The organism is Aquimarina rubra (assembly GCF_042684305.1).
GTDB lineage: Bacteria > Bacteroidota > Bacteroidia > Flavobacteriales > Flavobacteriaceae > Aquimarina > Aquimarina rubra.
In genome coordinates, this window is sequence record NZ_JBHULE010000035.1 from 184536 (window position 1) to 208444 (window position 23909).

Genomic DNA, 23909 nt, shown 5'->3' on the forward strand with positions numbered 1-23909 from the left:
CTATGCGTGCATAGTAATTATTTGATTTTTAAATCGCTTTATTTTTAGAAGGAAAAGTGTATGGATTTGATATTAAGGGGTTTATGGTTTCGTTTTTTCGTTAGTTTCGAAATGCATCAAATTTTAGTAACCTGTTAAAAATGCTGTATAAATTAACGAACAGAATTTCTTTTATTTGCCTTAAATGTGGGATTTCACCCTGTTTTTTTTTGGAGAATTATGACTACGTCAGAAATTGCTGACCGTTTTTTACCTGTACGATTATAGTGAGAATTTGTTTCTTTTAAAAAAGAATATGTGATTGTCTAGTTAGAAATCGATCAATGGGTATTCTTAATTAATTCAGGGAATTTTTTTTGAAAACGCTTCAGTCTAGGAATAGAGATATTCTGTATATATCTATTGTAAGGATTTCTTTTTTCATAATCCTGATGATATCCTTCTGCTTTCCAAAATTTTTGAAAAGGAGTTACTTCTGCAGCTATTTTACGGTTTAAAGTTTTGCTTAACAAATCCTTCTTCTTTTGGATAATATTCTTTTGATCTTCATTTTGAAAAAATATAATAGATCTGTATTGAGATCCTCGATCCGGACCTTGTCCATTTAACTGAGTAACGTTTTGAGATCCAAAGTAAACATCTACTAATGTAGAAAATGAAACAATTTTCGGATCGTATATGACTTCTACTGCTTCTGCGTGGCCAGTTCTTCCTGTGTTGCTGGATTCGTATGTTGGGTTTTGGGTATGTCCTCCTGAATAGCCAGAAATAACTTCACTTACTCCTTTTACGCTTTCGTAGATTGCTTCTACACACCAGAAGCAACCACTAGCAAAATATGCTCGTTCCAATCCGTTAATTGGCTCTGTTTGGATTGGAGTAGTATTTTGGTTTTGTGATGCTGTGCTTTTTTGATCCTGGGTTTGGCTGTTGCCTTGGCAGCTGGATAAAATTAACGAAATAGTAATTACACTATATAATACGGTCTTCATAATAAATGTCTTTATATAATGAATAGTCTGGATTTGTTGCTAAAACTTTCATTTTTATTTATAAGAGCAAAATTAATTAGATAAATATAGGTATCGTCTTAAAGAAACTTTAAATAAAAACGGCTGTCTAATTTTAGACAGCCGTTACCTTAATATATAGTATTCTATAATTTAGCCATTCATAGAAATAAGGAACTCATCATTGTTCCGAGTTTGTTTGAAACGTTCATTGATAAACTCCATAGCTTCGACTGGGTTCATATCTGCAAGATATTTTCGCATCACCCACATTCTCTGAATGGTGTTTTCATCCAGCAAAATATCATCGCGACGTGTGCTTGAAGATGTAAGGTCAATGGCAGGGAAAATTCTACGATTAGATATTTTACGATCTAACTGTAATTCCATATTACCCGTTCCTTTAAATTCTTCAAAAATAACCTCGTCCATTTTAGAACCAGTCTCCGTTAAAGCGGTGGCTATAATAGTAAGTGATCCTCCGTTTTCTATATTACGAGCCGCACCAAAGAAACGTTTGGGTTTGTGTAAAGCATTAGCATCTACACCACCACTAAGAATCTTACCGGAAGCAGGTTGTACAGTATTGTATGCTCTTGCCAAACGTGTTATAGAGTCTAATAATATGACTACATCATGACCACATTCTACCAGTCGTTTTGCTTTCTCTAATACAATATTTGCAATTTTAACATGTTCGTGGGCTTCTTTGTCAAATGTTGATGCGATCACTTCTCCACGCACATTACGCTGCATATCTGTTACTTCTTCAGGACGTTCATCGATTAGTAGTATCATTTGATATACTTCAGGATGATTTGCAGCGATTGCATTTGCTACATCCTTCAATAGCATTGTTTTACCTGTTTTTGGTTGAGATACAATCATACCACGTTGTCCTTTTCCAATAGGAGAAAACAAATCCATTATTCTGGTAGAAATCGTACTCTGTCTTTCTGCTAATTTGAATTTTTCCTGAGGGAAAAGTGGTGTAAGATGTTCAAAAGATACTCTGTCTCTTACTACTTGTGGATCAAGACCATTAATTTTATTTACCTTAATTAATGGGAAATATTTTTCGCCTTCTTTTGGAGGTCTTACTTGTCCTAGAACCGTGTCACCGGTCTTAAGGCCAAAAAGTCTTATTTGTGATTGAGATACATATATATCATCTGGTGAAGAAAGGTAGTTGTAGTCACTGGATCTTAAAAAACCATATCCGTCCTGCATGATGTCTAATACTCCTTCACTCTGGATGATTGCATCAAATTCGTAATCAGGTTCCTTGTAGCGATTTCTGTTGTCTCTATTACCACTATCTCTATTTCCGTTATTTTCCTTTTTATTGGTATTTCGGTTTTTGTTTTGGGATTTATCGTTATTTCTATTACGATTATCTTTCCTGTCGTCCTTTCTATCGTCCTTTTTGTCTTCTCTTTTTTGTTGAGGTTTTTTGCTTTCCGAAACTTCTGTGGATTTAGAGCTATCTGTTTCTTTGTGTTCCGGTTTAGGAGCTGGGCTTTTCTCTATAACAGTATTTGTCTCCTTTTTATTAGGAGGGTTTTGGTTTTTACCAGAAGGGTTCTGAGAATTCGGAGCCTTACGAGGTCTTCTCTGACGAGGAGCTTGTTTTGGCTTTTCGTTTTCAGTTTTACCAGAAGATTCTTCAGTAATAACTTCTTTTACTTTGCTCGGGTTTGCAGCTTGATAGTCCAAGATTTGGTATACCAAATCTAATTTTTTCATGGTGCGAAATTTAGGTACTTTTAAGTTTTTCGCAATTTCCTGTAGCTCAGGAAGCTTTTTCGCTTTTAATTCAGAAATCTCTAACATTTAAATTTGTTATATAATTTAAGGTTCTGGTATTAAATTTTCTAAAGAAGAATTCTAGGAAAATTTTATTTTGAAGGTAAGTAACCTAAATAGAATGGGTTACACAATTTGTGTTGCAAGTATACGACTTTATTTTTGATTTTTTACACATATTTATAAAAAGAAACTCTTATTTTTGCTTTTCCAAAACGAAGAAGGGGGCAATGATACAAAGAATTCAATCTATTTATTTGTTTTTAGTAGTGGTGTTATCAGGCGGGATATCCACAATACTACCATATGGGTTGGATCAAAATGGAGAAGCATTATTGTCTCAGAATAATTTTTTGGTTTTAGGAATGTTTACCGGATCTGCCGTATTAGCTTTGGTAAGTGTTTTTTTGTTTAAAAATAGACAGCTTCAATTTGTATTGGGGCGTATCAATATCTTATTAAACTTTATTTTACTAGGAGTATTTGTTTATTGGTCACTAACTTTATCTGGAGAAACTATGGTTTCGGAGAAAGGTATTGGGATGTTGATTCCTATTATTTCTATCGTTTTATTAGTAATGGCCAACAAGGCTATCAAAAAGGATGAGAATCTCGTAAAATCTGTAGATCGATTACGATAAACCTAAAATCTTAGTAGTATTAGTGCGTTAAGACCCGATGTATGCCAACTTCGGGTCTTATTTTTTACCTAATTCAATAACTTCCAGGTTTTCTATGTTACCTTTATCTAGTGTAAATCTTAGCATGGTTCTAATTTTATGAAATCCGTGTTTTCCTGCCGCACCGGGATTCATATGTAATACACCATTTTTTTTATCAGGAATTACTTTAAGGATATGCGAGTGACCACAAATGAATAATTTTGGAGGGTTGTTCTTAATCTCTTCTCTAGTATTAATATTGTATTTTGGTGGATATCCTCCTATATGGGTGATCCAGACGGAGACATCCTCGCAGGAGAATCTTTGATGTAAAGGAAAAGTAGCTCTTGCCTTATCATCATCAATGTTTCCGTAAACAGCTCGAATAGGTTTTATAGCTTCAATTGCATCTGTTACCTTAAGATCTCCAATATCTCCGGCATGCCATACTTCATCGGATTCTTTTACATAATGAAGAATTCTGTCGTCTATATAACTATGAGTGTCACTAAGTAGGAGTATTTTTTTCAAATTGATGAATAAGATTAATTTATAATGTTATGGATAAACTGAGTTCGAGTTGTACGAATCATCTTTATAATATGAAGTATATTTGCGATCATATTCTGAACAAAAATAGAATAAAGCTTTGAGATATTTTTTAGAACTTTCATATAATGGTACACCATATCATGGATGGCAGCGCCAGCCTAATGCAATTTCTGTACAAGAGGTTTTGGAAAACTCATTGTCGACAGTGTTGAGAACTAAAATAGATGTGGTAGGTGCAGGTAGAACGGATACAGGCGTGCATGCTAAACAAATAATGGCGCATTTTGATAGTCTGATGGAGTTAGATACCGTTCAGTTGAAATATAAACTCAATTCTATTCTTCCTCCAGAAATTGCTATACATACAGTAAGTTTGGTAAAAGAAGATGCACACGCTAGATTTGATGCCGTGAGTAGATCTTATGAGTATATTATTTCATTATCAAAAGATCCATTTAGGATACACAATGCGTATTATTTGAAACGAGAGTTAGATTTAGATTTGATGAATGAAGCTGCTAAATTACTGTTAAACTATACTAATTTTAAATGTTTTAGTAAGTCTAAAACCGATGTAAAAACGTATAATTGTAAGATAACCAATGCTGTCTGGGAAAGGAAAGATGATCTATTGGTTTTTAGAATTTCTGCAAATCGTTTTCTAAGAAATATGGTGAGAGCTATAGTTGGTACCCTAATTGAAATTGGAGAGCATAAGCTTAATCTGGATGACTTAAAAAATATTATAAAAAGCGAAAACCGAAGTAAAGCAGGATATTCTGTCCCTGCTCACGGCTTATATTTGACAGAAGTACAATATCCAAAAACTATATATAGTATATAAAATGGCGGAAAAAAGCGGTAAAGCATTTGACTTTAAATTGTTTAGAAGATTGATTAGTTTTACTAATCCATATCGGATCACATTTTATTTTGTGGCTTTGTCTGCTATATTGTTATCAGCTTTTGCAATATTACGCCCTCTTTTATTACAGAAAACCATAGATAAAAGTTTTATACCAAAGGATGAAGAGCTGATAGTGTTTTATATCAGTTTGATGTTAGGAGTGTTGTTATTAGAAGTAGTATTTCAATTCCTGTTTATTTATTTTGCTAATTGGTTAGGGCAAGAAGTAATAAGGGATTTAAGAGTAAAACTTTTTGATCATATGCTTGGTTTTAAAAAACAGTATTATGATAAGTCTTCGGTTGGTCGTTTGGTTACACGAGCGGTGAGTGATATCGAAACTATTGCCAGTATTTTTAGTCAAGGTCTTTTTATGATCATTAGTGATCTTCTAAAGATGATTGTTATTCTCGGTTTTATGATCTATTATAGCTGGCAACTTACTTTAATTGTTTTGGTAGTATTACCTTTTATAATTTTTGCTACCAGGGTTTTTCAAAGAAAAATGAAAACCGCTTTTGAAGAAGTGAGAACGCAGGTTTCGAATTTGAATTCTTTTGTTCAGGAACGGATTACCGGAATGAAAATAGTTCAGCTTTTTACCAGAGAAGAAATAGAGTATGCCAATTTTAAAGAAATTAACGATAAGCATAAAAAGGGATGGGTAAAAACAGTTTGGTATAACTCTATATTTTTTCCTATCGCAGAAATGTCTAGCTCCATAACTATTGGATTAATTGTTTGGTACGGTGGATTGAGAGCAGCACAAGGTGATGTAATAACACTTGGTGTAGTCATTGCGTTTATCGAGTTGTCCCAAATGCTGTTTAGACCCTTACGTCAGATAGCAGATAAATTTAACACACTGCAGATGGGTATGGTGGCTGCCAATAGGGTATTTGCAATTTTGGACACTGAATCAAAAATTAATGATTTTGGTCAGTTAGAATTACCGGCCATTAATGGAGATATTGATTTTGATAATGTAAGATTCAGTTATGTAGAAGGAGAAGAAGTGTTAAAAGGAGTTACCTTATCTGTAAATGCAGGTGAGACTGTTGCTATTGTTGGCGCTACCGGTGCTGGTAAGTCAACTATTATTAATTTGTTAAGTAGGTTCTATGAAATCCATAGTGGAACGATTTCAATTGACAAAAAGCCAATAAATACTATCGATCTAAAATCTTTGAGAAGTCATATCGCAGTGGTATTACAAGATGTATTTCTTTTTGCTGATACGATCCTGAATAATATAACGCTTAATAATCCTGATATTACGGAGGAACAAGTTCAGAAGGCAGCCAGAGAAATAGGTATTCACGACTTCATAATGAGCCTTCCTAACGGTTATCATTACAATGTAAAAGAAAGAGGTGTGATGCTTTCTTCTGGCCAGAGGCAATTGATTTCTTTCCTGAGAGCATATGTTACGAATCCGGAGATTTTAGTTTTAGACGAAGCAACTTCTTCTATTGATTCGCATAGTGAGCAACTCATTCAGGATGCTACCGACAAAATAACTAAAGGTAGAACTTCTATAGTAATTGCTCACAGATTGGCTACTATTAAAAATGCGGATAAGATTATCGTGATGGATAATGGTAAAATAGTAGAAGAGGGTAATCATAATGACCTACTAGAAGTAGAAAATGGATATTATAAAAATCTTTATGATGTGCAATTTGCCGAAGTAAGTTAGGTTTAATTTATGAATCCATATTCTTTTAATATACCAGTAAAAATTCCAACAATAAGTGCAATTCCAGCAATAATTAATACAATCAATAACCACCCAACAAATCCTTTAATTATAACTTTTTTATAACTGATCAAGTATAGATTTTTGAATAAAAAAGTTGCATACATTAACTGAATTAGTAAGAATATAAAACTACTTACTTCTATATAGTCTCCTAAAATAAATGTTATGATATATGGGATAAAAGTTAATATGGTGAGATGAGAAGTTAAGTAAGAGTTGATAACAATATGCTCAGTAAAATTGTATTTTTTATACTTTCTAAATATAAAGCGTGATATGATAGCATAGAAGGGGATTAGAATAAAATACCCTAACGTTGGGAATTTCTCTGTTACTTCTATGAAGAGCTGCACTATCTTGGATGATTTTTCAAACCTTTCTGAATCTGAAGGTATATCAAACCCCCGTTCCTTTATGAATGAAAGTATAGCAGCTAATGTAACAGATAGTAAGAAATATGAAGGTACATTTAGATATTTCTTTCTTACACCATTAATATAGCCATCGATTACTATATGAGGTTTTATTGTTAGATCTCTAATAGTTTTGAAGAAAGTGTTGTCAACATTTAGATATACTTCGCCTACTTCAGTGATAAGGTTTTTAAATGTAATACGCTTAGTTATTTTTTTTGCTCCGCAATTAGAACAAAAGTTTACATCTTTTATGTTGTCTCCGCAATTTTTACAATTGTTAATTGTAATAGTTTTAGTCATTATATTTTGATCTTGAATTTTTTTTAAAATCTTAAATAGAAGAAGTTTCTCCATTAGGTATCAAACCCATTTTTACCATAATAATTGCAACAATAATTGAGAAAATCACAAATAGTACGCTCATGATTAATAAGAATAGTATGGTTTTAATTACTATTCTTTTAAGATTAATTTCGTAGAGATTTTTAAGAACATATGCGATGTAGATTATCGAAATAGGAAATTGAATCCATAGAATTAGAAATGCATTTTTTAAAGTTAAAAGTAGCGGTAACGTAATAAAACTTATCACCATTGTAATGTGCGAATATGCGTATAAATGGATTACAAAATGTTCTGTTAGATTATATTTTTTATAGTTTAAGAACACAAGTCTTGATATGAGGGCCAAAACCGGAATGGTCAAAAATGAGATCAGAGATTGATACTCAAAAGAAATATCCGAAGCTGCTTTAGATGCTTCGATTTGATTAACGTCAGTGAAAACATTTGAGAAAAGCACATCTTTGTATTTCCCTAAGATGAAAATATATAAACTGGCAATGGTAAGAGAAATTGCAAAATAGCTAAAGACGTTTATGTACCTTTTTCTCAGTCCATTAATATATCCATCAATTACTGTTCTTGGTTTGGTGAATAAATGTATAAATGTTCGTATAAATGAATTATCTAGATTTAGAAAACGATCACTAAATTCTTGAGTCAAGTTTTTAAAGGTAATACGTTTCGTGATCTTTTTAGCTCCGCAACTAGGACAAAAAGTGTAATGATCTATTTGGAATCCACAGTTTTTACAACTTACATGATCGGTAAGATTATCATCCATTATTGAAGATCTCTTTTTATTTTTTCTATCAATTCTTCTGGAGTTTTAAAAATAACAAACTCACCATTCTTTATATAAGACATCTGACCGCTTTCTTCACTAACGATTAGTGCTAGTGCATCTGTCTTCTCTGTAATACCAATCGCGGCGCGATGTCTTAGTCCAAATCTTAGCGGTATATCTCGATCATTAGATACCGGTAAGATTACTCTAGTGGCTACAATTCTGTTATCTTCTATGATCATTGCTCCATCGTGCAATGGACTGTTTTTATAAAAAATACTTTCTATAATCGGGGTTTTTACCAAAATATCCAGTTCATCACCAGAAGTTTTTACAAAATCCAGAGAAGTATTTCTTTTGATTACAATTAACGCTCCTGTAAAAGTGGTGCCCATTTTTTGACAAGCATTAACAATTGCTGCTACATCCGTAAGACTATCTTCTGGAGTATCTCTTATAAACTTTAGTTGTCGCAAGAACTTACGTCTTCTTCCGAAATTGGTAGATCCGATCATTAATAGAAACTTTCTGATCTCCTGCTGGAAAACGACAATTAATGCAAACATTCCTACACCAATAAATTCGCCAAGTACACTACTAAGCATCTCCATAGCAAGAAACTGGGTAAGTTTCCAAACTAGGTAAATCATGACAATACCAATAAAAATATTGATGGCGGCAGTTCCTTTAACCAACTTATAGATATAGTACAGTAGCAGTGCTACAAGTACGATATCTAGGATATCTAATATTCTAAGGTTGATTAAATCCAAATATTGGGAGTTTTTGTAAAAATAGGAAAATTAGTGAAACTCTGATTAGAAAATCCGCCCAAGACGGAGCATTCTAATTAGTAGTTGAACTAATCCCGTTGAAGAACGGGATCCATTAAAATAAATTGTTTACTCTGATTAGAAAATCCTCCTTGAGCAGAGCATTCAAATCAGTTAGTTAATATTGTGCGCGATACTTATTAGTAAGAGCAATACATTCCATTGCTTCTTTTACATCGTGTACTCTTAGGATCGAAGCTCCTTTTAGTAGGGCTATGGTGTTTAATGAGGTTGTTCCATTAAGAGATTCAGACGGGTTAATGTCTAACGTTTTATAAATCATTGATTTTCTAGATATCCCTGCTAAAACTGGTAATCCCTGAAACTTCAATAAATCCAGACTTCTTAGAAGTTCAAAGTTCTGATCTATGTTTTTTGCAAAACCAAAACCAGGATCGATGATAATATCGTTAATGCCCTCACTTCTTGCTTCAGCTACTTTTTGAGAAAAGTAAAACTGAATATCTTTTATTAAGTCCTCATATTGATTTAGCGATTTCATAGTTTGCGGAGTACCTTTCATGTGCATCATGATATATGGTACTTTCAACTGGCCAACAGTTTGGATCATTTTTTTATCCAGATTTCCGGCTGAAATATCATTAATAATTGCTGCTCCTGCATCAATACATTGTTTTGCAATTTCACTTCTAAAGGTATCTATCGATAAGATAGCATCTGGAAACTTGGAGAGAATTAATGTTACTACAGGTAAAATTCTTTTCTTTTCTTCTTCAATGGAAATATGATCCGCACCAGGTCTTGAGGAATATGCTCCGAGATCTATAAAAGTTGATCCTTCCAGAAGCATTCTTTCTACCTGCTGTAAGATTTGTGTTTCATTTTTATATTTTCCTCCATCATAAAAAGAATCTGGAGTAAGATTGAGAATTCCCATTACTTTAGGAGAGGATAGGTCGATTAAGAAACCTTTACAGTTAATGGTCATATATGAGTTTATGCTATTTTTTAATGTTTATTTGGTATAATTGCCATATTAAAGCGAAATTTACGCAAAATTCAACAGTTATATGCAAGATACGTCAACACAATATGACGCGGTAATTACCAAATGTCGTAATCTGTTTATTAAGAAAATGAAAGATTATGGCAGTGCCTGGAGAATCCTTAGATTACCATCACTTACAGATCAGATTTTTATAAAAGCACAACGCATTAGAGGACTACAAGAAAATGAGGTTAGAAAGGTAGATGAAGGAGAAGTTTCTGAGTTTATCGGTATCATAAATTATAGTTTGATGGCACTAATTCAGCTAGAAAAAGGAATTGCAGAACAACCTGATCTGTCTACAGAAGAAGCTACGGATTTATATGATTCCCATATAGAAATCACAAAAACATTGATGATGAATAAAAATCATGATTATGGTGAGGCTTGGCGTGATATGCGAGTTAGTTCATTAACAGATTTAATTATTCAGAAATTACTTCGTGTTAAACAAATTGAAGATAATAAAGGTAAAACATTGGTAAGCGAAGGTATCGATGCCAATTATCAGGATATGATTAATTATGCTGTTTTTGCAATGATTCACTTAGGTGAAGCAGAATAGTTTGTGATTTTATAAAATACTGTTAAACTAAAAGCAACAAGATGTAAACCTATTATCTTGTTCAAAATAAATTATAATTACCTTTTAAAATGAAAATACTCGTTGGTTTTTCCAGAATATTTGTAGCTGCTCTTTTTTTGTTTTCAGGATTTATTAAACTTAATGATCCATTAGGATTCTCATATAAACTGCAAGAATACTTTAGTGAAGGAGTATTAAATATGGAGTTTTTAATTCCGTTTGCATTATTAATGGCTGTTTTCTTATGTATTTTTGAAATCATAGTGGGAGTGACATTATTACTGGGGTATCTACCAAAATTTACGGTCTGGTCCTTATTGGGTATGATTGTCTTTTTTACTTTTCTTACCTTTTATTCAGCTTATTTTAATAAAGTTACAGATTGTGGATGTTTTGGAGATGCTTTACCATTAACACCTTGGGAGTCTTTTACAAAGGATATTATTCTGTTGGTTTTTATTTTAATATTGTTCTTCGGAAGAAAATATATAACACCAATCTTAGCTGAGTCTTCTCATAAATGGATTGTGTTTGCGTGCTTTACCGCTTGTTTAGGATTTGCTTACCATGTATTAATGCATTTACCAACGTTTGATTTCAGAGCTTACAAAATAGGGACAAACATACAAGAAGGAATGTCCGTTCCCGAAGGAGCTCCGGAAGCTGAGTTTGAATATTTTTGGAAATTTGATATTGACGGTAAAGAAGAAATTATCAAAACCAGTGGCGAATATCCACAGGTAGAAGGTAAATATATAGGAGTAGAAACTAAAATGATTAACGAAGGATATATTCCACCTATTCATGATTTTGCAATAGAAAAAGATGGTCAGGATTATACCGCAGAGTTTCTGGAAAAAGAAAATGTTGTCCTTATTATTATGTATAATCTTTCTAAAAGTGAAGGAGAAGGAATGAATGCCATGAAAGGGCTAACTGATAAAGCTTTATCTCAGGGTTATGATGTAATAGGACTTACAGCATCTTCTCCTCAGGATATTTCTCAGAAAAAAGAACAGTACAACTTAAGTTTTGATTTTTATAGTACAGATGAAACAGCACTTAAAACAATTTTACGTTCTAATCCTGGAATCGTAAAATTGAATAAAGGGACCATCACGGAAAAACTACATTGGAATGATGCAGATAAATTGATTTTAGACAAAGTAGAGCGTCCAGAACCTAAAATTAACGAATCATTGAAAGCTCAATTGGATAGTATAGCTAAGTTAGATCAAAAGTTCAGAAGATTAATGCAAGCACAAACTGCAGAGGAAAGAGATAGCATTGCTAAACTTGTTGGAGCAACAAAAGAAGAAGCTGTTGGAGACTTATGGAGGCAGCAAAGCGCAATTGATTCTTCCAACACGGTTTTTATAGAGAAAGTGTTTAAGAAGTACGGATATCCAGGGAAATCACTTGTGGGAGAGCCAACCAATTCTGCTGCCTGGTATGTGATTCAGCATTCGGATAAAATTGATCAGTACCTTCCAATGATCAAAGAAGCCGGAAAAAAAGATGAAATCCCTTTTAGACTTGTTGCAATGATGGAAGATCGTCATTTAATGCGTATAGGTGAAGAACAAATTTATGGTACTCAGGGAACAACATTGAATTATAATACAGATAAACCAATACAGATTATTTGGCCAATTAAAGATGCAGAAAATGTTAATCAGCGACGTACTGAAGCAGGATATGATACTACTATTGAAGAGTATGGTAAGATGTTATATGGAGATACTTTTGAATATAAAGCATACACGCTAGAAGAAGTAGAGAAACTGAAAGAAAAGTCAAATTAGAAATGAGTAAATACTTCTATAAATTTGGGTATGCACTACTTACTTTATTAGGAGTAATTACTGTGATTTTTTTATTATTTACAATTCTTCCGGGTGATCCTGCCCAGATGATGATGGGGCAGAACGAAAATCAAGAACAACTGGATGTTATTAATAAAAAGTATGGTTTTGATCTTCCATTAGGCACCCAATATCGTTATTATCTAAATGATCTTTCCCCAGTTTCATTCCATAGCACCAAGGAAGATGATTTTTCATATTTCGATGCTGAAAAATATTCCGGAATTTCATTATTTACAATAGGTACTACAAAAACAGTCTTCAAGTATCCTTATTTAAGAGAATCTTTTCAGAAAAACGGTAAAAAAGTAAGTCAGGTTATTAAAGAAACATTGCCCAATACAGCGGTGTTGGCAGTTTCAGCAATTTTGATAGCTATATTTTTGGGCATTTCTATGGGGATTGTTAGCGCACTGACTAAAGATCGATGGCCGGATCGACTCATACAATTAGTGAGTACTATTGGAATGAGTGTTCCCTCTTTTTTTAGTGCTATTATTTTTGCCTGGTTGTTTGGATATGTACTTCATGAATATACAAATCTTAATATGACAGGTAGTTTGTATGAAGTAGATGATTTTGGAGAAGGAGCCTATATCCAGTGGAAAAATTTAATATTACCAGCCATAGTTTTAGGAGTGCGGCCATTAGCGGTGGTTACTCAATTAATGCGAAACTCTTTGTTAGAAGTAATGAGCCAGGATTATATAAGAACGGCCAAAGCAAAAGGCTTGTCATTGTTCCAAGTGATTAGAAAACACGCGTTAAAAAACGCACTAAACCCGGTGGTAACAGCGATTTCAGGATGGTTTGCATCCATGTTAGCAGGAGCAGTGTTTGTAGAGTATATTTTTGGATGGAATGGGCTAGGAAAAGAAATTGTAGATGCATTGAATACATCGGATCTTCCTATTATTATGGGAGCTGTGATTGTGATCTCTTCGGTGTTTATTCTAATCAATATATTTGTAGATATTATTTATAGATGGTTGGATCCTAGAATTCGGGTGTAATTGTCTTACTTTAAAATGTAACCATATAGTAACCACACACATAAATTAAAATTAATGAGAGCAAAAATTGTAGCAGGAAACTGGAAAATGAATAAAAATCTGGCAGAGACCGGAGTTTTACTTTCAGAACTAAAAACAAAACTCAAAGAATCACCAGACGCTAAGATTATTGTAGCGCCAACATTTACGAATCTTTATTATGCCTTTGAAGAACTAAAGGGTTTTGATATTGATGTAGCTGCTCAAAATATGCATCAGGCAGAAAACGGAGCATTTACAGGAGAAATTTCGGCAAGTATGTTAAAGAGCATTGGTGTAGAAACTGTCATACTTGGACATAGTGAGCGTAGAGCTTATTTTGGCGAAACTGACGAATTGTTAGAAGAAAAAGTAAAGACAGCTTTAAAGCACGATATGAACGTTATATTCTGTTTTGGAGAAGAATTAGAAGATCGTAAGAGTGATAATCATTTTAATGTGGTAGAAAGCCAGTTAAAGAATGCACTATTTAAATTAGATAATGAAGCCTGGAAAAATATTGTTCTCGCATATGAACCGGTTTGGGCAATTGGAACCGGAGAAACTGCAAGTCCAGAACAGGCACAAGAAATGCATGCATTTATTCGAAAAACAATTGCTGACGCATTTGATACTAAAATTGCAGAGGATGTTTCTATACTTTATGGAGGAAGTGTAAAACCAGCAAATGCAAAAGAGATTTTTGCTAAGCCTGATGTTGACGGAGGATTAATTGGAGGAGCGGCTTTGGATCCAGAAAGTTTTGCGGCTATTGCAAGTTCATTCTAAGTAATATTTTTAAAAATTATGAAAAGGTATTCGTGCAGACGAATACCTTTTTTGTTGGTCAAAAGATTAACTTTGCACATTAATTTTAAATAAACATGACAACACCGATATATATTGGATATTATTTTACCATTGAGCCTTTGCAACCGGCATCAGAAATTTTGATTGCAGAATTAGGATATGCTGGTTTCGAAAGTTTTGTAGAAACTGAAAACGGGGTAGAAGCCTTTATTCAAAAACCAGAATGGAATGAAAATATTCTGGATGATATTCATATTCTCAATTCTGATGAATTTTCAATAACCTATACCAAGAAGGAAATAGAACAAGTAAACTGGAATAAAGAATGGGAAAAGAATTTTACTCCCATTTTGGTGGATGGTATTTGCAGCGTAAGAGCGCCGTTTCACGAAAAGCCTGATGTAGCATATGATATCATAATAGAACCTAAAATGTCTTTTGGTACCGGTCATCACGAAACGACTCATATGATGATTCAGCATTTGCTCAAAAATGATTTAGAAGATAAAAAGGTGTTGGATATGGGTTGTGGAACTGGTGTTTTGGCAATTTTAGCCGAAATGAAAGGAGCAAAACCTGTTGATGCAATTGATATTGATAATTGGTGTTATCTGAATACAATCGAAAATGTGGAACGTAATACTTGTAAACATATAACCGCCTATGAAGGAGAATCATCACTGTTAGTTGATAAACAGTATGACATTGTTATAGCTAATATAAACAGAAATATCTTACTAGAAGATATTTCTGTTTATGCCAAGACGTTAAGCAAAGGGGGTAGTCTTTTTTTAAGTGGTTTCTACAAGGAAGATTTGGAGATAATTAATAAAGAATGTGCTGCTAATAATCTAAAGTTTGTAGAGTGTTTTGAACGAAATAATTGGATAGCAGCTGGTTACGAGTTAAAATAATCTAATAGAAGATTATTTTTTCTATCCGAAATAGTATATTTGTATAAAATTGATGAGATGAGCACTCAAGAAAAGGTTTTAGAAAAAGTTTTAGAAAAAACTGTCGAGAAGAATAATAATGAAATTGTTTTGTATAACGATGATGTTAATACATTTGATCACGTTATCGAAACTTTAATATATACCTGTGAGCATACACCGGTGCAAGCAGAACAATGTGCGATGTTAGTACATTATAAAGGTAAGTGTACTGTAAAAACAGGAGTTTATGAAGAATTGGTGCCTAGATGTTCTAAGTTATTAGAGGCGGGTTTAAGTGCCGAAATCGTATAGCAAAACAATATTTGTAAGAATAATCGCTCAATAAAATTATTTATTGAGCGATTTTTTTTACAAGAAATTTAAAATTACGGTTATAACGTATTGGCAGTAAGATTTGTAGGCATTTCTTTTGATTGTGTTATTTGTCGAAAAAAAACAATATTATTGATGAATAATTAACAATTTTTCGATTTATCAAAGAATAATTCAATAGATTAACTTTTTTTAGTAAAAAATTATCATATCTTTGGATTGGAAAAATTGTACGCCCCAAAACTTTCCTATTGATTTTTAAGCTAGCGCGATTCGTTGGTTTTGAAAGTACTTTCCCAAAATAATTTATACAAACTCAACACATTTTTACAATGAAAAGAATTAAGTTCTTAGCACTTTGTGCTATCGCAGCAGGTTTTATTACATCTTGCCAAAAAGAAGAAGTTTCAACAGAAATCCCAACAGCAAACAAAGAAGTTTCTAAAGAAGTAAAATTGCAATTAGAAGCAATAGGAGTAAATCCTAATGGTGCAAAAATTCAGACTAGAACACTTTTAGATGGGTCGCAGGTTACAGGTGTTCGGTCTGGAGATTATTTTTCTACGATAGAAAATTTAATGAAAACTCCAGCTCTGGGAACAGGAGAAGCTAATACTAAACAATACAGAACGAACAACCTAGTTACTGGCTCTAATCGAACCATCGATATTATTGGTTATACAGGAAATAATAGTAATGGTTTAAATAGTAAGGAAAGAACAGGTTTGCAGTGGGCTGTCAATAACTACAATAGACTAAACCTATCAATTACTTTTAGGTTAACCTTTGGAACCGATTATCAGTCTAAAGATATGGTGGTGTATCATGACCCTAACGAAGAAGCGGCCGGAGAACAAGGTGGAGTTGCAGGATTTCCAGATGCGCAAGGAAGACCTAATTTTGGAATCGCCATCTACGGTTTGGGAGGATATTCAAATAACGTCAATGAGCACGTTATTACCCACGAAATAGGTCATTCAATTGGATTCCGTCATACGGACTGGTTTAGCCGTCAAAGTTGTGGGCAATCAGGTGAGAGTGCTGGATCTGATGGAGCAATCCATATTCCGGGAACACCAACAGGATATGATTCTACATCTATTATGTTAGCGTGCTTCAGTACTAGTGCTACAGGAGAATTTAATGGTAATGATGTTACTGCGTTAAACTATCTTTACTAAGATTAGTATTGAAAATATATCGAAAGATCAAAATAGAAAAGCTCAACTTCGGTTGGGCTTTTTTTATATTTCTCTTTTTACTTAAGCTTAGTTAAGGATATCTAGAACCTTACACGATTGATTTTTAACGAAATGAATCTGCAAAACTTGAATTAGTATATTTTTAACATACATTAGTTAAAAATTTATGATTTGTAAGAAAAAGACTATATAAGTGTGTAAAAAATGGATTTCTTTAGGTTCCTTTAACTGCCCTGATTTAATCATATTTTTTTGCTAAAAGGAAAGGGGTTTACTTAATTAGTATCATGCATTTAATCGATTTTATCGTGTAATTTAAAGATAAGGTTTTGTTAAGGTTTAGTTGAATTTGTTGAATTTATTCTACGTATTTCAGAGGTATTTGAAGAATCGTTCAAATAATTAACTGATATTTTAAAAAAATTATTATATCTTCAACCCGCTTAAATTTTAAAAAGGTTCAAAGCTTTACTAAATTAATTGCAATCAAAATAAATACTGTAGTAGATTTATTTTGTTTAATAGTAACTACACAAACTCAACTTTTTAAAAAATGAAAAAAATCAAAGTATTAGCGCTTTGCGCTATCGCGGCTGGTGTAATCACATCTTGCCAAAAAGACGAAATCTCCAATGATCAACCAGTTTCTTTAGAACTTAGCAAAGATTTACAAGATAAATTATTAGACGCAGGTGTTAATCCTCTAAATGCTTCCATAGAAACTATTACTAATTTGGACGGAATATCCATGGAATATGTAAAATCCGGAGATATTGTTCTGCCTCTAGAGAAATTAGAGCAAAACGAATATAAGCTTGGTGATTTAGAAGATGGTAACAAACAATACCGAACCAATAACTTAATTAATAGTAGCAATTCTACTATCGATATCTTAGGTTATACGGGTTCTTGTTGTGCGCTTACTTCTACTATGCAAACTGGTTTACAGTGGGCTGTTAATAACTATAACAGAATTAGCACAAGACTTAATTTTAGATTAACGTTTGGAACAAACTTCGAGGCTGCCGATATGGTTGTTTATAACAACGGTCAAGGCGGTGCTGGTGGACAAGCAGAATTCCCAAGTGGTGGAAGACCAGGGAAATTCATCCAGATTAATGCCGGAACTGGTTCATTTGGAGGAAGCAATGTAAATAACGTAAATGAGCACGTGATTGGACACGAAATAGGACATGCTGTTGGTTTCAGACACACAGACTACGCACGTAGAAGATGTGATGGTTCTAACGAAGGTACAGCAGGTAGTATTGGAGCGATCAACATTCCAGGAACTCCAACAGCAAATCGTTGGGGTCAGAGTGGATTAGATTCTGGTTCTCTTATGATTTCTTGTTTTGACGGAAGTGAAGACGGAGAATTTAGTAACTTCGATGTTGTTGCTCTAGAATTCCTATACTAAAACTAAGTATAGACAATAAAATATAATAGCTTTGAACTTTTTAGCAACCATCCCGATGTAGTGTCGGGATGGTTTTTTATATGGTTATTATAAAAGATCATCTTGAGTAAGTTAAATCCATTTAAAGTTAATTCAATATGGTTTTAATCCAAGAGGGTGTAATGTTTTTAAAAATCGACTCTAAAGGACACATTGGGAGTGATTCCGGCAGAAAAAGTATTCACCTCCTGTAATAAAGCACTATTGTTGTCGAATTTAATGTTGTATGTTCGGTTTAAGATGTTTTCCTTATCATAAAGGTTAAACAGAGAAAAACCTATTTTACTTCGCCAAGTGTCTCTTTTAGATAAATTAAACTTATAGGAAGCAGAAAAATCCAATCGATGATACGTATCTAAGCGCTCACTATTAACTTCGCCATAATCAATAAGGAAAAATTCATTGGTTTCGGTGATACCTTGTGCAGGAGTAAAAGGTCTTCCGGTTCTTACAGTCCACCCTAAAGAGAATTCGAAATTATTCCATTGGTAGCTATGAATCCAGGATAAATAATGGCTAATATCAAAATTACCTGGGAAATATTTTCCTTCATTGACATTTTCAAATTTGAAATTTTGATCCGTAAATGAATATCCGATCCATGTTCTATAATCTTTTATTCTTTTTTTGATTAATAAATCAATACCAAAAACTTCACTTTCTCCTGTTTCTAGGTCTAATACAGCATTAAAACCGTTGGCAAACGAAGTAAGTCCGTTAGTAGATTTATAGTAACCTTCGATATCGATATACCAATCATTTTTGTTAACAGTAAAACCACCAGAAAACTGGTCACTAGCCAGCATGGAGACAAATTCTGAATCTGCTAATAACCACACTTGGTTATCCAGATTAAAATCATTTGGCAAATAGTTGGATACTTGACTAATTACCTGGTTTTTTCTTTCTGCAGATAGTTTGGTGATAACATCCTTAGATAAATTGATCTCTAGATTGATTCTGGGTTCCCAGTAGGTTCTATCCAGAACAGAGAAATAATTACCTCTAATTCCGGCGCTGATTTTAAGTTTTTCATTGGAATTGAATTTGTACTCTCCAAATACTGCATGCGTGATGTTATTGTCACTTTCATCAAAAGAAATACCTTGTGCAGAGTAGTCAGCATTATACATCACATCATTGGTAGAAAAATCATAGCCAGAGGCAAAACTATGTTTAGTATTTATTTTCCAATCTGTGTGAATCGATGTGCCCGCATCTCTAATCGTATTTTTTTCTACAATATTATTTTGAAAAAATAGAAAACCATCTATAGTCGCTCTGGATTCTCTAAGTCCGGTATAATTAAAATCATAGTTCGAAAAATAAATATTTGCAGAATGAGAAAAATGGGCATTCCATTTTTTATCCCATTTTATATTAGCTCCTTGGTTAATAAACTCTAGGTTGTCTTTTTGATTTTCATCAAATGGTTCGCTAAATCCCTGAATGTTTTTAATATTAAGAGTGTAGTCAAGATCGTTATTAGTGAAAATAGAGCTTATTATGAGTTTATCATTTTCAGATAAATCCAGGATAGCTTTTACTGTTAAGTCTGTAAAATAAAATACATTTTCATTTTCTACAGTCTCTTGATCAAATGTTTGATTATCCACAAAAAATCGAATACTTTGAAAAGCCCTATCCGAATAACTTCGGAAAGTTGATGTTTCGATAAAATCTGTAAATGCTCTCCTACCAGAAATCACTACTCCAAAACCTTCGTCTATAGGTGCCTCAATATATAAATCTGCATTGGTCATATTAAAACCAAATCCAAACCCAAAATCTTTAGGGATTTCATTCTTTGATTCTATGTCAATTACGCCAGAAATTCTATTTCCATATTTAGCTTCAGTACTACTCCTAAAAAGCTTAATATTTTCAGTGATATATGGATTGAAAATAGATAAAAGATCAAAAAAATGTCCGGTACTATACATTTTGATACCATCCCACAAAATCAAATTATGATCTGGGGTTCCTCCTCTAATATGCAAGGCCGAAGCAGTTTCTGTTGGGCTTTGTACACCCGGAAGAAACTGTAGAGTTTGTAATACATCGGGTTCTACCAATCTTGGTAGAATACCCAGTTTACTTGGGTCGATATTTATGGCACTACTTGCACCTTCTCTTGATATGCCCGAAGTTACGTACTCTGTAATTACTACTTCTCCTAATTGGTAATCATCTTCAGAAAGATATATTTTAATACAATCTTTACTTTCAAGGTCTTTAGCAATGAATTGTCTGGTTTTATATCCTAAAAACCTAATATTAATAGTATCATCAGGTTTTGATAAGAACAACTGAAAATAACCATTATCATCGGTTAAGACAGATTTAGATTGGCTAACGTTGTTTACAAAAGCTTCAATTAATGGTGTTTTGGTAACTTTATCAATCAAATAACCACATATAGAAACTCTTCCTTCCTTAGTTTTTTTTCTTATGATGTAATATCTTTCATTAATCTTTTCAAAAAGAACAGAGGTTTGTGACTGTATTGCTTGTAAGGTGTTTTTTAAAGATTTTTTTTCGGAAATGGTAATCTTTTCATCTTTAATGGTCTCAGGATTGAAAGAAAACTTGATGTTGTAAGATTGTTCTAAGGCTTTTAGAATAGTATCCAGCGCAGTATTTTCATACGCTAATTTTGCTGTTTTCTGAGCAAAACAACTGATATTGATGAAAATAAAAAAAGAGAAAAAAAATGGTTTCATTTATTCTTTAACGAGAACTATATTGTTTTCGTTTTTAAAAGTATATGAAATTTCCATAGGAACAAAGATTGTTTTTAAAGCTAGTTCAATATTACTATGATTGTAGCTACCTGTAAAACGCTGATTTTGATCAATATTTTTTTTATCGAAAGAAATATTAAACTGATTTTCCAGAGAATGTATTACTTGTTTCAACGGAGTATTGGTGAAAGAAGTTTCTCCGGATATCCAACTTGGTTCTGTTGTTTTAGTTTCCCACTTTTCCACTTGGTTGTTGGCTATTCTAAATGCATTTCCTTTAACTAAGATTGCTTCGTGAGTATCGCGCACAGCTTTAACTTTTCCTTCGTGACAAATAACTTCGAAAAAATCATTTTGGGTGTTTACATTAAATTGAGTTCCCAGAACTTCTACACTTCCCGAAGCTGTTTGAACTATGAAATCAGAGCCTTTCTTAACTTTAAAAAAAGCTTCTCCAGTCAAGGTTACTTTTCTGGTATCCTTCCAGTCAGACTTTTTAAACGATAATTCGGATTTAGAATTAAGAATGACTTCTGATCCATCCAAAAGCTCTAAAGTGATTTGTTCTCCATAATCAGTTGCATATGTGGTAACGCGATTAAAGAAAAAGAACAGTCCCACTAATGCTAATAAGGTAGCAGCAATCCCATAGCTCCAGCTAGGGATTAAACGTACAGTTTTATTCTTTTTATGAATATCATTTTTAATGGTGTTAAAGATTCTATCTTTGTCGTAGCCAGGAGACTCTAATGTGTCTATTTTATTAACAATAGTTAGATATTTTTGATAATCCTTGGATTGTTCAAACTCTATTTTTTCATTAGTGTCCAGATCACCATTAAGCCATCGTGCCAAAAATGTTTCGTCTGAATATGGATTTTTCATTAGTTTTTTTCTTTCTGCAATTATGCCTCTTTATTATATAACAGGCTTGTATTATATTACCCTAATTATGATTATAAAATATCTCCTAATTTTTGTCTTAAAGTCAATAATGAATAATGTATTCTTTTTTCAATTGCCTTAACCGAAACACCGGTGATTTCTGCAATTTCTTTATAAGATTTTTTGTCAATCCTTGATAATAAAAATGTTTCTCGTTGTTTTTCGGGAAGTGCATCTAGTGCATTTTGGAGTTTGGACATAAACTCTTTTTCTTCGATTAGGAACTGCGGATCTTGATTATTAAGATCTGAATGTGGTTTCTGTTGAAATTTAAGTACTACTTTTTTATGAGCAATATGATTTAACAAATTGTTATTAGCCACTGTGAATAGATAGGATTTTGCTTTGAAAAAAATCACCTTTTTACAATTTTGCCATAATTTAATGAAAGCATCTTGTATAATATCCTCGGCTAGATCTACATCCTTACATTTATAGTAAATGAGATTACGCAGAGACTCGGAGCAATCATTAAAGATTGCTTCAAAATTTTTTTCATCACAAACAGATTTCTCTTCCATATATTTTCCGAAGATATTTATTTTATGGATATATAAAAAAACGTGAAGTTGATTTTTTTATTCTTTCGTGATTTAATAAATAGAAGAATGGTTTTAAAGATTCAATGACCTTCAGGAAGGAGGTGTCAGAACAGGTGATGACTATCTTAGTAAAGTTCGGTTTTTGAGAGCCTTTGGAAGAGGTATTTCGCAATTTTCAAAAAAAACTTGTTGATTTTTTGAAGTTATCCGTGCCCACCATCTATGGATATGTGGGACTCAAACTAATTCCTATAAGAAATGATGAGCCTTTAAGAAAATAGAGGGTGTGAGGTTTCAAAACCTCAGAAGTCTAAAAGCCTCGATATTCTCTTATTCATTTTTAGGTTATTAAAATCTTCCATTTTAATAACTCTTTATACCTTTTTAAAAAAGAAGCAGATCTCACCAGTCTTTTTAAAAGACCAGGTGCTAGGTATATTCTAAAATGACTGTAATAAAAATTTATTTGATTAAGAAATTCTTTCCGCATAAGTAGCTGGTTGTATTCCGGAACCATATTTTGATGCTAGTACTCGCGTGAATTCCGCGCCAAAAAACAGTATCAAACTAGAGTAGGAAACCCAGAGTAATATAAGTATCACTGATCCTGCAGCACCAAATGCAGATCCTGGATTAACTGTACCAAAGTAGATGCCTAATGCAGATTTTCCAATACTAAATAATACAGTGGTAACAAAAGCACCCAACCATACATCTCTCCATTGAATTTTAACGTCCGGAAGTATTTTGAAAATGAGTGCGAATAGTATGGTCGTTAGGATTAATGAAAATATAAAGTTTAGCGCTTTAATAGCGTGTACAATAAAATCAGGAAAATGTTGACCAATCCATTCTGTAGTCGCCGTAATCAATGCTGTTAAAACTAAAGAAGTTAATAAAAGAAACCCTATCATAAGTATAAGACCTAAAGAAAAGATTCGATCTTTAATCATTTTCAGAATTTCACTTTTAGGTTTTGGTTTTACTTTCCAAATCGTATTTAAAGATTTTTGTAATGCAATAAACATTCCGGTCGCGCCATATAAAAGCGTAATAATACCAATGATGATTACTAAAGTAGATTGCTCTTGATCTATTGCATTTTTAAGCATGGCCTCTACCGTTTTTGCAGCGTCTGATCCGAGTACCTCGGCTATTTCCCGTATGATTTTCCCCTTTACTTCTTGTTTTTCATAAAAGAGGCCTGTAGTTTGTATGATAATTATAAGTAGTGCTGGAAAAGAGAATAATGCATAGTAACTTACCGCAGCACTCATTTGAAAGGGTTCATTAGCATTCCAGTTCTTATAGGTGATAATCAGTGTTTGGTAAAAGGATTTTATTTTGTTAATGATTTGCATCATGCGTATT

Annotated in this window: 22 protein-coding genes; 11 read left to right on the forward strand and 11 right to left on the reverse strand. The window is 33.0% G+C overall.

Going from position 1 to position 23909, the window contains the following annotated elements:
- Positions 1-320 precede the first annotated feature (320 nt).
- Positions 321-992 carry a peptide-methionine (S)-S-oxide reductase MsrA gene (gene msrA / locus ACFSR1_RS20570; protein ID WP_378294913.1) on the reverse strand — a complete coding sequence of 224 codons (672 nt, stop codon included), beginning with the start codon at positions 990-992 and terminating at the stop codon, positions 321-323.
- Positions 993-1163: 171 nt separating this feature from the next.
- Positions 1164-2843 carry a transcription termination factor Rho gene (gene rho / locus ACFSR1_RS20575; RefSeq protein ID WP_378294914.1) on the reverse strand — a complete coding sequence of 560 codons (1680 nt, stop codon included), beginning with the start codon at positions 2841-2843 and terminating at the stop codon, positions 1164-1166.
- A 203-nt stretch (positions 2844-3046) separates the two neighbouring features.
- On the opposite strand from rho, the gene ACFSR1_RS20580 reads away from it, so the two are divergent.
- Positions 3047-3457, forward strand: coding sequence for a DUF4293 domain-containing protein (locus tag ACFSR1_RS20580; protein ID WP_378294915.1), 411 nt, complete (start codon positions 3047-3049; stop codon positions 3455-3457).
- 57 nt (positions 3458-3514) lie between these two features.
- Here ACFSR1_RS20580 and ACFSR1_RS20585 read toward each other — a convergent pair whose 3' ends face one another.
- Positions 3515-4009: a metallophosphoesterase family protein gene (locus tag ACFSR1_RS20585; RefSeq protein ID WP_378294916.1), complete on the reverse strand. Its 495-nt coding sequence runs from the start codon at positions 4007-4009 to the stop codon at positions 3515-3517.
- A 118-nt stretch (positions 4010-4127) separates the two neighbouring features.
- Between ACFSR1_RS20585 and truA the strand changes: the two genes are divergently transcribed.
- Both truA and ACFSR1_RS20595 read left to right on the forward strand, forming a co-directional pair.
- Entirely contained in the window at positions 4128-4874 is a 747-nt protein-coding gene (gene truA / locus ACFSR1_RS20590) for a tRNA pseudouridine(38-40) synthase TruA (RefSeq protein ID WP_378294917.1), read from the forward strand.
- A 1-nt stretch (position 4875) separates the two neighbouring features.
- Positions 4876-6636 (forward strand): ABC transporter ATP-binding protein, encoded by a 1761-nt coding sequence (locus ACFSR1_RS20595; protein ID WP_378294918.1) that lies wholly within the window; start codon positions 4876-4878, stop codon positions 6634-6636.
- A gap of 2 nt (positions 6637-6638) precedes the next feature.
- Here the strand turns inward: ACFSR1_RS20595 and ACFSR1_RS20600 are convergent, their stop codons facing one another.
- The 4 genes from ACFSR1_RS20600 to folP all read right to left on the reverse strand — a co-directional run bounded on the left by ACFSR1_RS20600 (position 6639) and on the right by folP (position 10026).
- Positions 6639-7415: a DUF3667 domain-containing protein gene (locus ACFSR1_RS20600; protein ID WP_378294919.1), complete on the reverse strand. Its 777-nt coding sequence runs from the start codon at positions 7413-7415 to the stop codon at positions 6639-6641.
- Positions 7416-7446: 31 nt separating this feature from the next.
- On the reverse strand, positions 7447-8241 hold the full coding sequence (locus ACFSR1_RS20605) for a DUF3667 domain-containing protein (RefSeq protein WP_378294920.1): 795 nt from the start codon (positions 8239-8241) through the stop codon (positions 7447-7449).
- Entirely contained in the window at positions 8241-9017 is a 777-nt protein-coding gene (locus ACFSR1_RS20610; RefSeq protein WP_378294921.1) for a diadenylate cyclase, read from the reverse strand. The genes ACFSR1_RS20605 and ACFSR1_RS20610 overlap by 1 nt, the downstream gene beginning before the upstream one ends.
- A 178-nt stretch (positions 9018-9195) precedes the next feature.
- On the reverse strand, positions 9196-10026 hold the full coding sequence (folP, locus tag ACFSR1_RS20615; RefSeq protein WP_378294922.1) for a dihydropteroate synthase: 831 nt from the start codon (positions 10024-10026) through the stop codon (positions 9196-9198).
- 82 nt (positions 10027-10108) lie between these two features.
- Between folP and ACFSR1_RS20620 the strand changes: the two genes are divergently transcribed.
- The 8 genes from ACFSR1_RS20620 (at position 10109) to ACFSR1_RS20655 (ending at position 18268) form a co-directional block, all read left to right on the forward strand.
- Entirely contained in the window at positions 10109-10651 is a 543-nt protein-coding gene (locus ACFSR1_RS20620; protein WP_378294923.1) for a DUF1599 domain-containing protein, read from the forward strand.
- Positions 10652-10740: 89 nt separating this feature from the next.
- Entirely contained in the window at positions 10741-12477 is a 1737-nt protein-coding gene (locus ACFSR1_RS20625) for a BT_3928 family protein (RefSeq protein WP_378294924.1), read from the forward strand.
- Between the two features lie 2 nt (positions 12478-12479).
- Positions 12480-13550 carry an ABC transporter permease gene (locus tag ACFSR1_RS20630; RefSeq protein ID WP_378294925.1) on the forward strand — a complete coding sequence of 357 codons (1071 nt, stop codon included), beginning with the start codon at positions 12480-12482 and terminating at the stop codon, positions 13548-13550.
- Between the two features lie 54 nt (positions 13551-13604).
- The gene (gene tpiA / locus ACFSR1_RS20635) at positions 13605-14357 is read left to right on the forward strand and encodes a triose-phosphate isomerase (protein WP_378294926.1); all 753 of its coding nucleotides are present in this window, start codon (positions 13605-13607) and stop codon (positions 14355-14357) included.
- 95 nt (positions 14358-14452) lie between these two features.
- Positions 14453-15292 carry a 50S ribosomal protein L11 methyltransferase gene (gene prmA / locus ACFSR1_RS20640; RefSeq protein WP_378294927.1) on the forward strand — a complete coding sequence of 280 codons (840 nt, stop codon included), beginning with the start codon at positions 14453-14455 and terminating at the stop codon, positions 15290-15292.
- Between the two features lie 57 nt (positions 15293-15349).
- Complete coding sequence (locus ACFSR1_RS20645) at positions 15350-15625, forward strand: ATP-dependent Clp protease adaptor ClpS (protein ID WP_378294928.1); 276 nt, start codon at positions 15350-15352, stop codon at positions 15623-15625.
- Between the two features lie 353 nt (positions 15626-15978).
- Complete coding sequence (locus ACFSR1_RS20650) at positions 15979-16827, forward strand: M57 family metalloprotease (RefSeq protein ID WP_378294929.1); 849 nt, start codon at positions 15979-15981, stop codon at positions 16825-16827.
- A 574-nt stretch (positions 16828-17401) separates the two neighbouring features.
- On the forward strand, positions 17402-18268 hold the full coding sequence (locus tag ACFSR1_RS20655; RefSeq protein WP_378294930.1) for a M57 family metalloprotease: 867 nt from the start codon (positions 17402-17404) through the stop codon (positions 18266-18268).
- A 167-nt stretch (positions 18269-18435) separates the two neighbouring features.
- Here the strand turns inward: ACFSR1_RS20655 and ACFSR1_RS20660 are convergent, their stop codons facing one another.
- The 4 genes from ACFSR1_RS20660 to ACFSR1_RS20675 form a co-directional block, all read right to left on the reverse strand.
- Positions 18436-21030, reverse strand: a complete 2595-nt coding sequence (locus ACFSR1_RS20660; protein WP_378294931.1) for a TonB-dependent receptor domain-containing protein — start codon at positions 21028-21030, stop codon at positions 18436-18438.
- Positions 21031-21936: a FecR family protein gene (locus ACFSR1_RS20665; RefSeq protein WP_378294932.1), complete on the reverse strand. Its 906-nt coding sequence runs from the start codon at positions 21934-21936 to the stop codon at positions 21031-21033.
- Between the two features lie 71 nt (positions 21937-22007).
- Entirely contained in the window at positions 22008-22517 is a 510-nt protein-coding gene (locus ACFSR1_RS20670; protein WP_378294933.1) for an RNA polymerase sigma factor, read from the reverse strand.
- A gap of 491 nt (positions 22518-23008) precedes the next feature.
- Positions 23009-23899 carry a YihY/virulence factor BrkB family protein gene (locus ACFSR1_RS20675; RefSeq protein ID WP_378294934.1) on the reverse strand — a complete coding sequence of 297 codons (891 nt, stop codon included), beginning with the start codon at positions 23897-23899 and terminating at the stop codon, positions 23009-23011.
- Between the last annotated feature and the right edge of the window lie 10 nt (positions 23900-23909).

Coding starts and splice junctions, on each gene's coding strand:
- msrA (WP_378294913.1), bottom strand. CDS start 992: ATGAAGACCGTATTATATAGTGTAATTACTATTTCGTTAATTTTATCC.
- rho (WP_378294914.1), bottom strand. CDS start 2,843: ATGTTAGAGATTTCTGAATTAAAAGCGAAAAAGCTTCCTGAGCTACAG.
- ACFSR1_RS20580 (WP_378294915.1), top strand. CDS start 3,047: ATGATACAAAGAATTCAATCTATTTATTTGTTTTTAGTAGTGGTGTTA.
- ACFSR1_RS20595 (WP_378294918.1), top strand. CDS start 4,876: ATGGCGGAAAAAAGCGGTAAAGCATTTGACTTTAAATTGTTTAGAAGA.
- ACFSR1_RS20600 (WP_378294919.1), bottom strand. CDS start 7,415: ATGACTAAAACTATTACAATTAACAATTGTAAAAATTGCGGAGACAAC.
- ACFSR1_RS20605 (WP_378294920.1), bottom strand. CDS start 8,241: ATGGATGATAATCTTACCGATCATGTAAGTTGTAAAAACTGTGGATTC.
- folP (WP_378294922.1), bottom strand. CDS start 10,026: ATGACCATTAACTGTAAAGGTTTCTTAATCGACCTATCCTCTCCTAAA.
- ACFSR1_RS20620 (WP_378294923.1), top strand. CDS start 10,109: ATGCAAGATACGTCAACACAATATGACGCGGTAATTACCAAATGTCGT.
- ACFSR1_RS20625 (WP_378294924.1), top strand. CDS start 10,741: ATGAAAATACTCGTTGGTTTTTCCAGAATATTTGTAGCTGCTCTTTTT.
- ACFSR1_RS20630 (WP_378294925.1), top strand. CDS start 12,480: ATGAGTAAATACTTCTATAAATTTGGGTATGCACTACTTACTTTATTA.
- tpiA (WP_378294926.1), top strand. CDS start 13,605: ATGAGAGCAAAAATTGTAGCAGGAAACTGGAAAATGAATAAAAATCTG.
- prmA (WP_378294927.1), top strand. CDS start 14,453: ATGACAACACCGATATATATTGGATATTATTTTACCATTGAGCCTTTG.
- ACFSR1_RS20645 (WP_378294928.1), top strand. CDS start 15,350: ATGAGCACTCAAGAAAAGGTTTTAGAAAAAGTTTTAGAAAAAACTGTC.
- ACFSR1_RS20650 (WP_378294929.1), top strand. CDS start 15,979: ATGAAAAGAATTAAGTTCTTAGCACTTTGTGCTATCGCAGCAGGTTTT.
- ACFSR1_RS20655 (WP_378294930.1), top strand. CDS start 17,402: ATGAAAAAAATCAAAGTATTAGCGCTTTGCGCTATCGCGGCTGGTGTA.
- ACFSR1_RS20660 (WP_378294931.1), bottom strand. CDS start 21,030: ATGAAACCATTTTTTTTCTCTTTTTTTATTTTCATCAATATCAGTTGT.
- ACFSR1_RS20665 (WP_378294932.1), bottom strand. CDS start 21,936: ATGAAAAATCCATATTCAGACGAAACATTTTTGGCACGATGGCTTAAT.
- ACFSR1_RS20670 (WP_378294933.1), bottom strand. CDS start 22,517: ATGGAAGAGAAATCTGTTTGTGATGAAAAAAATTTTGAAGCAATCTTT.
- ACFSR1_RS20675 (WP_378294934.1), bottom strand. CDS start 23,899: ATGCAAATCATTAACAAAATAAAATCCTTTTACCAAACACTGATTATC.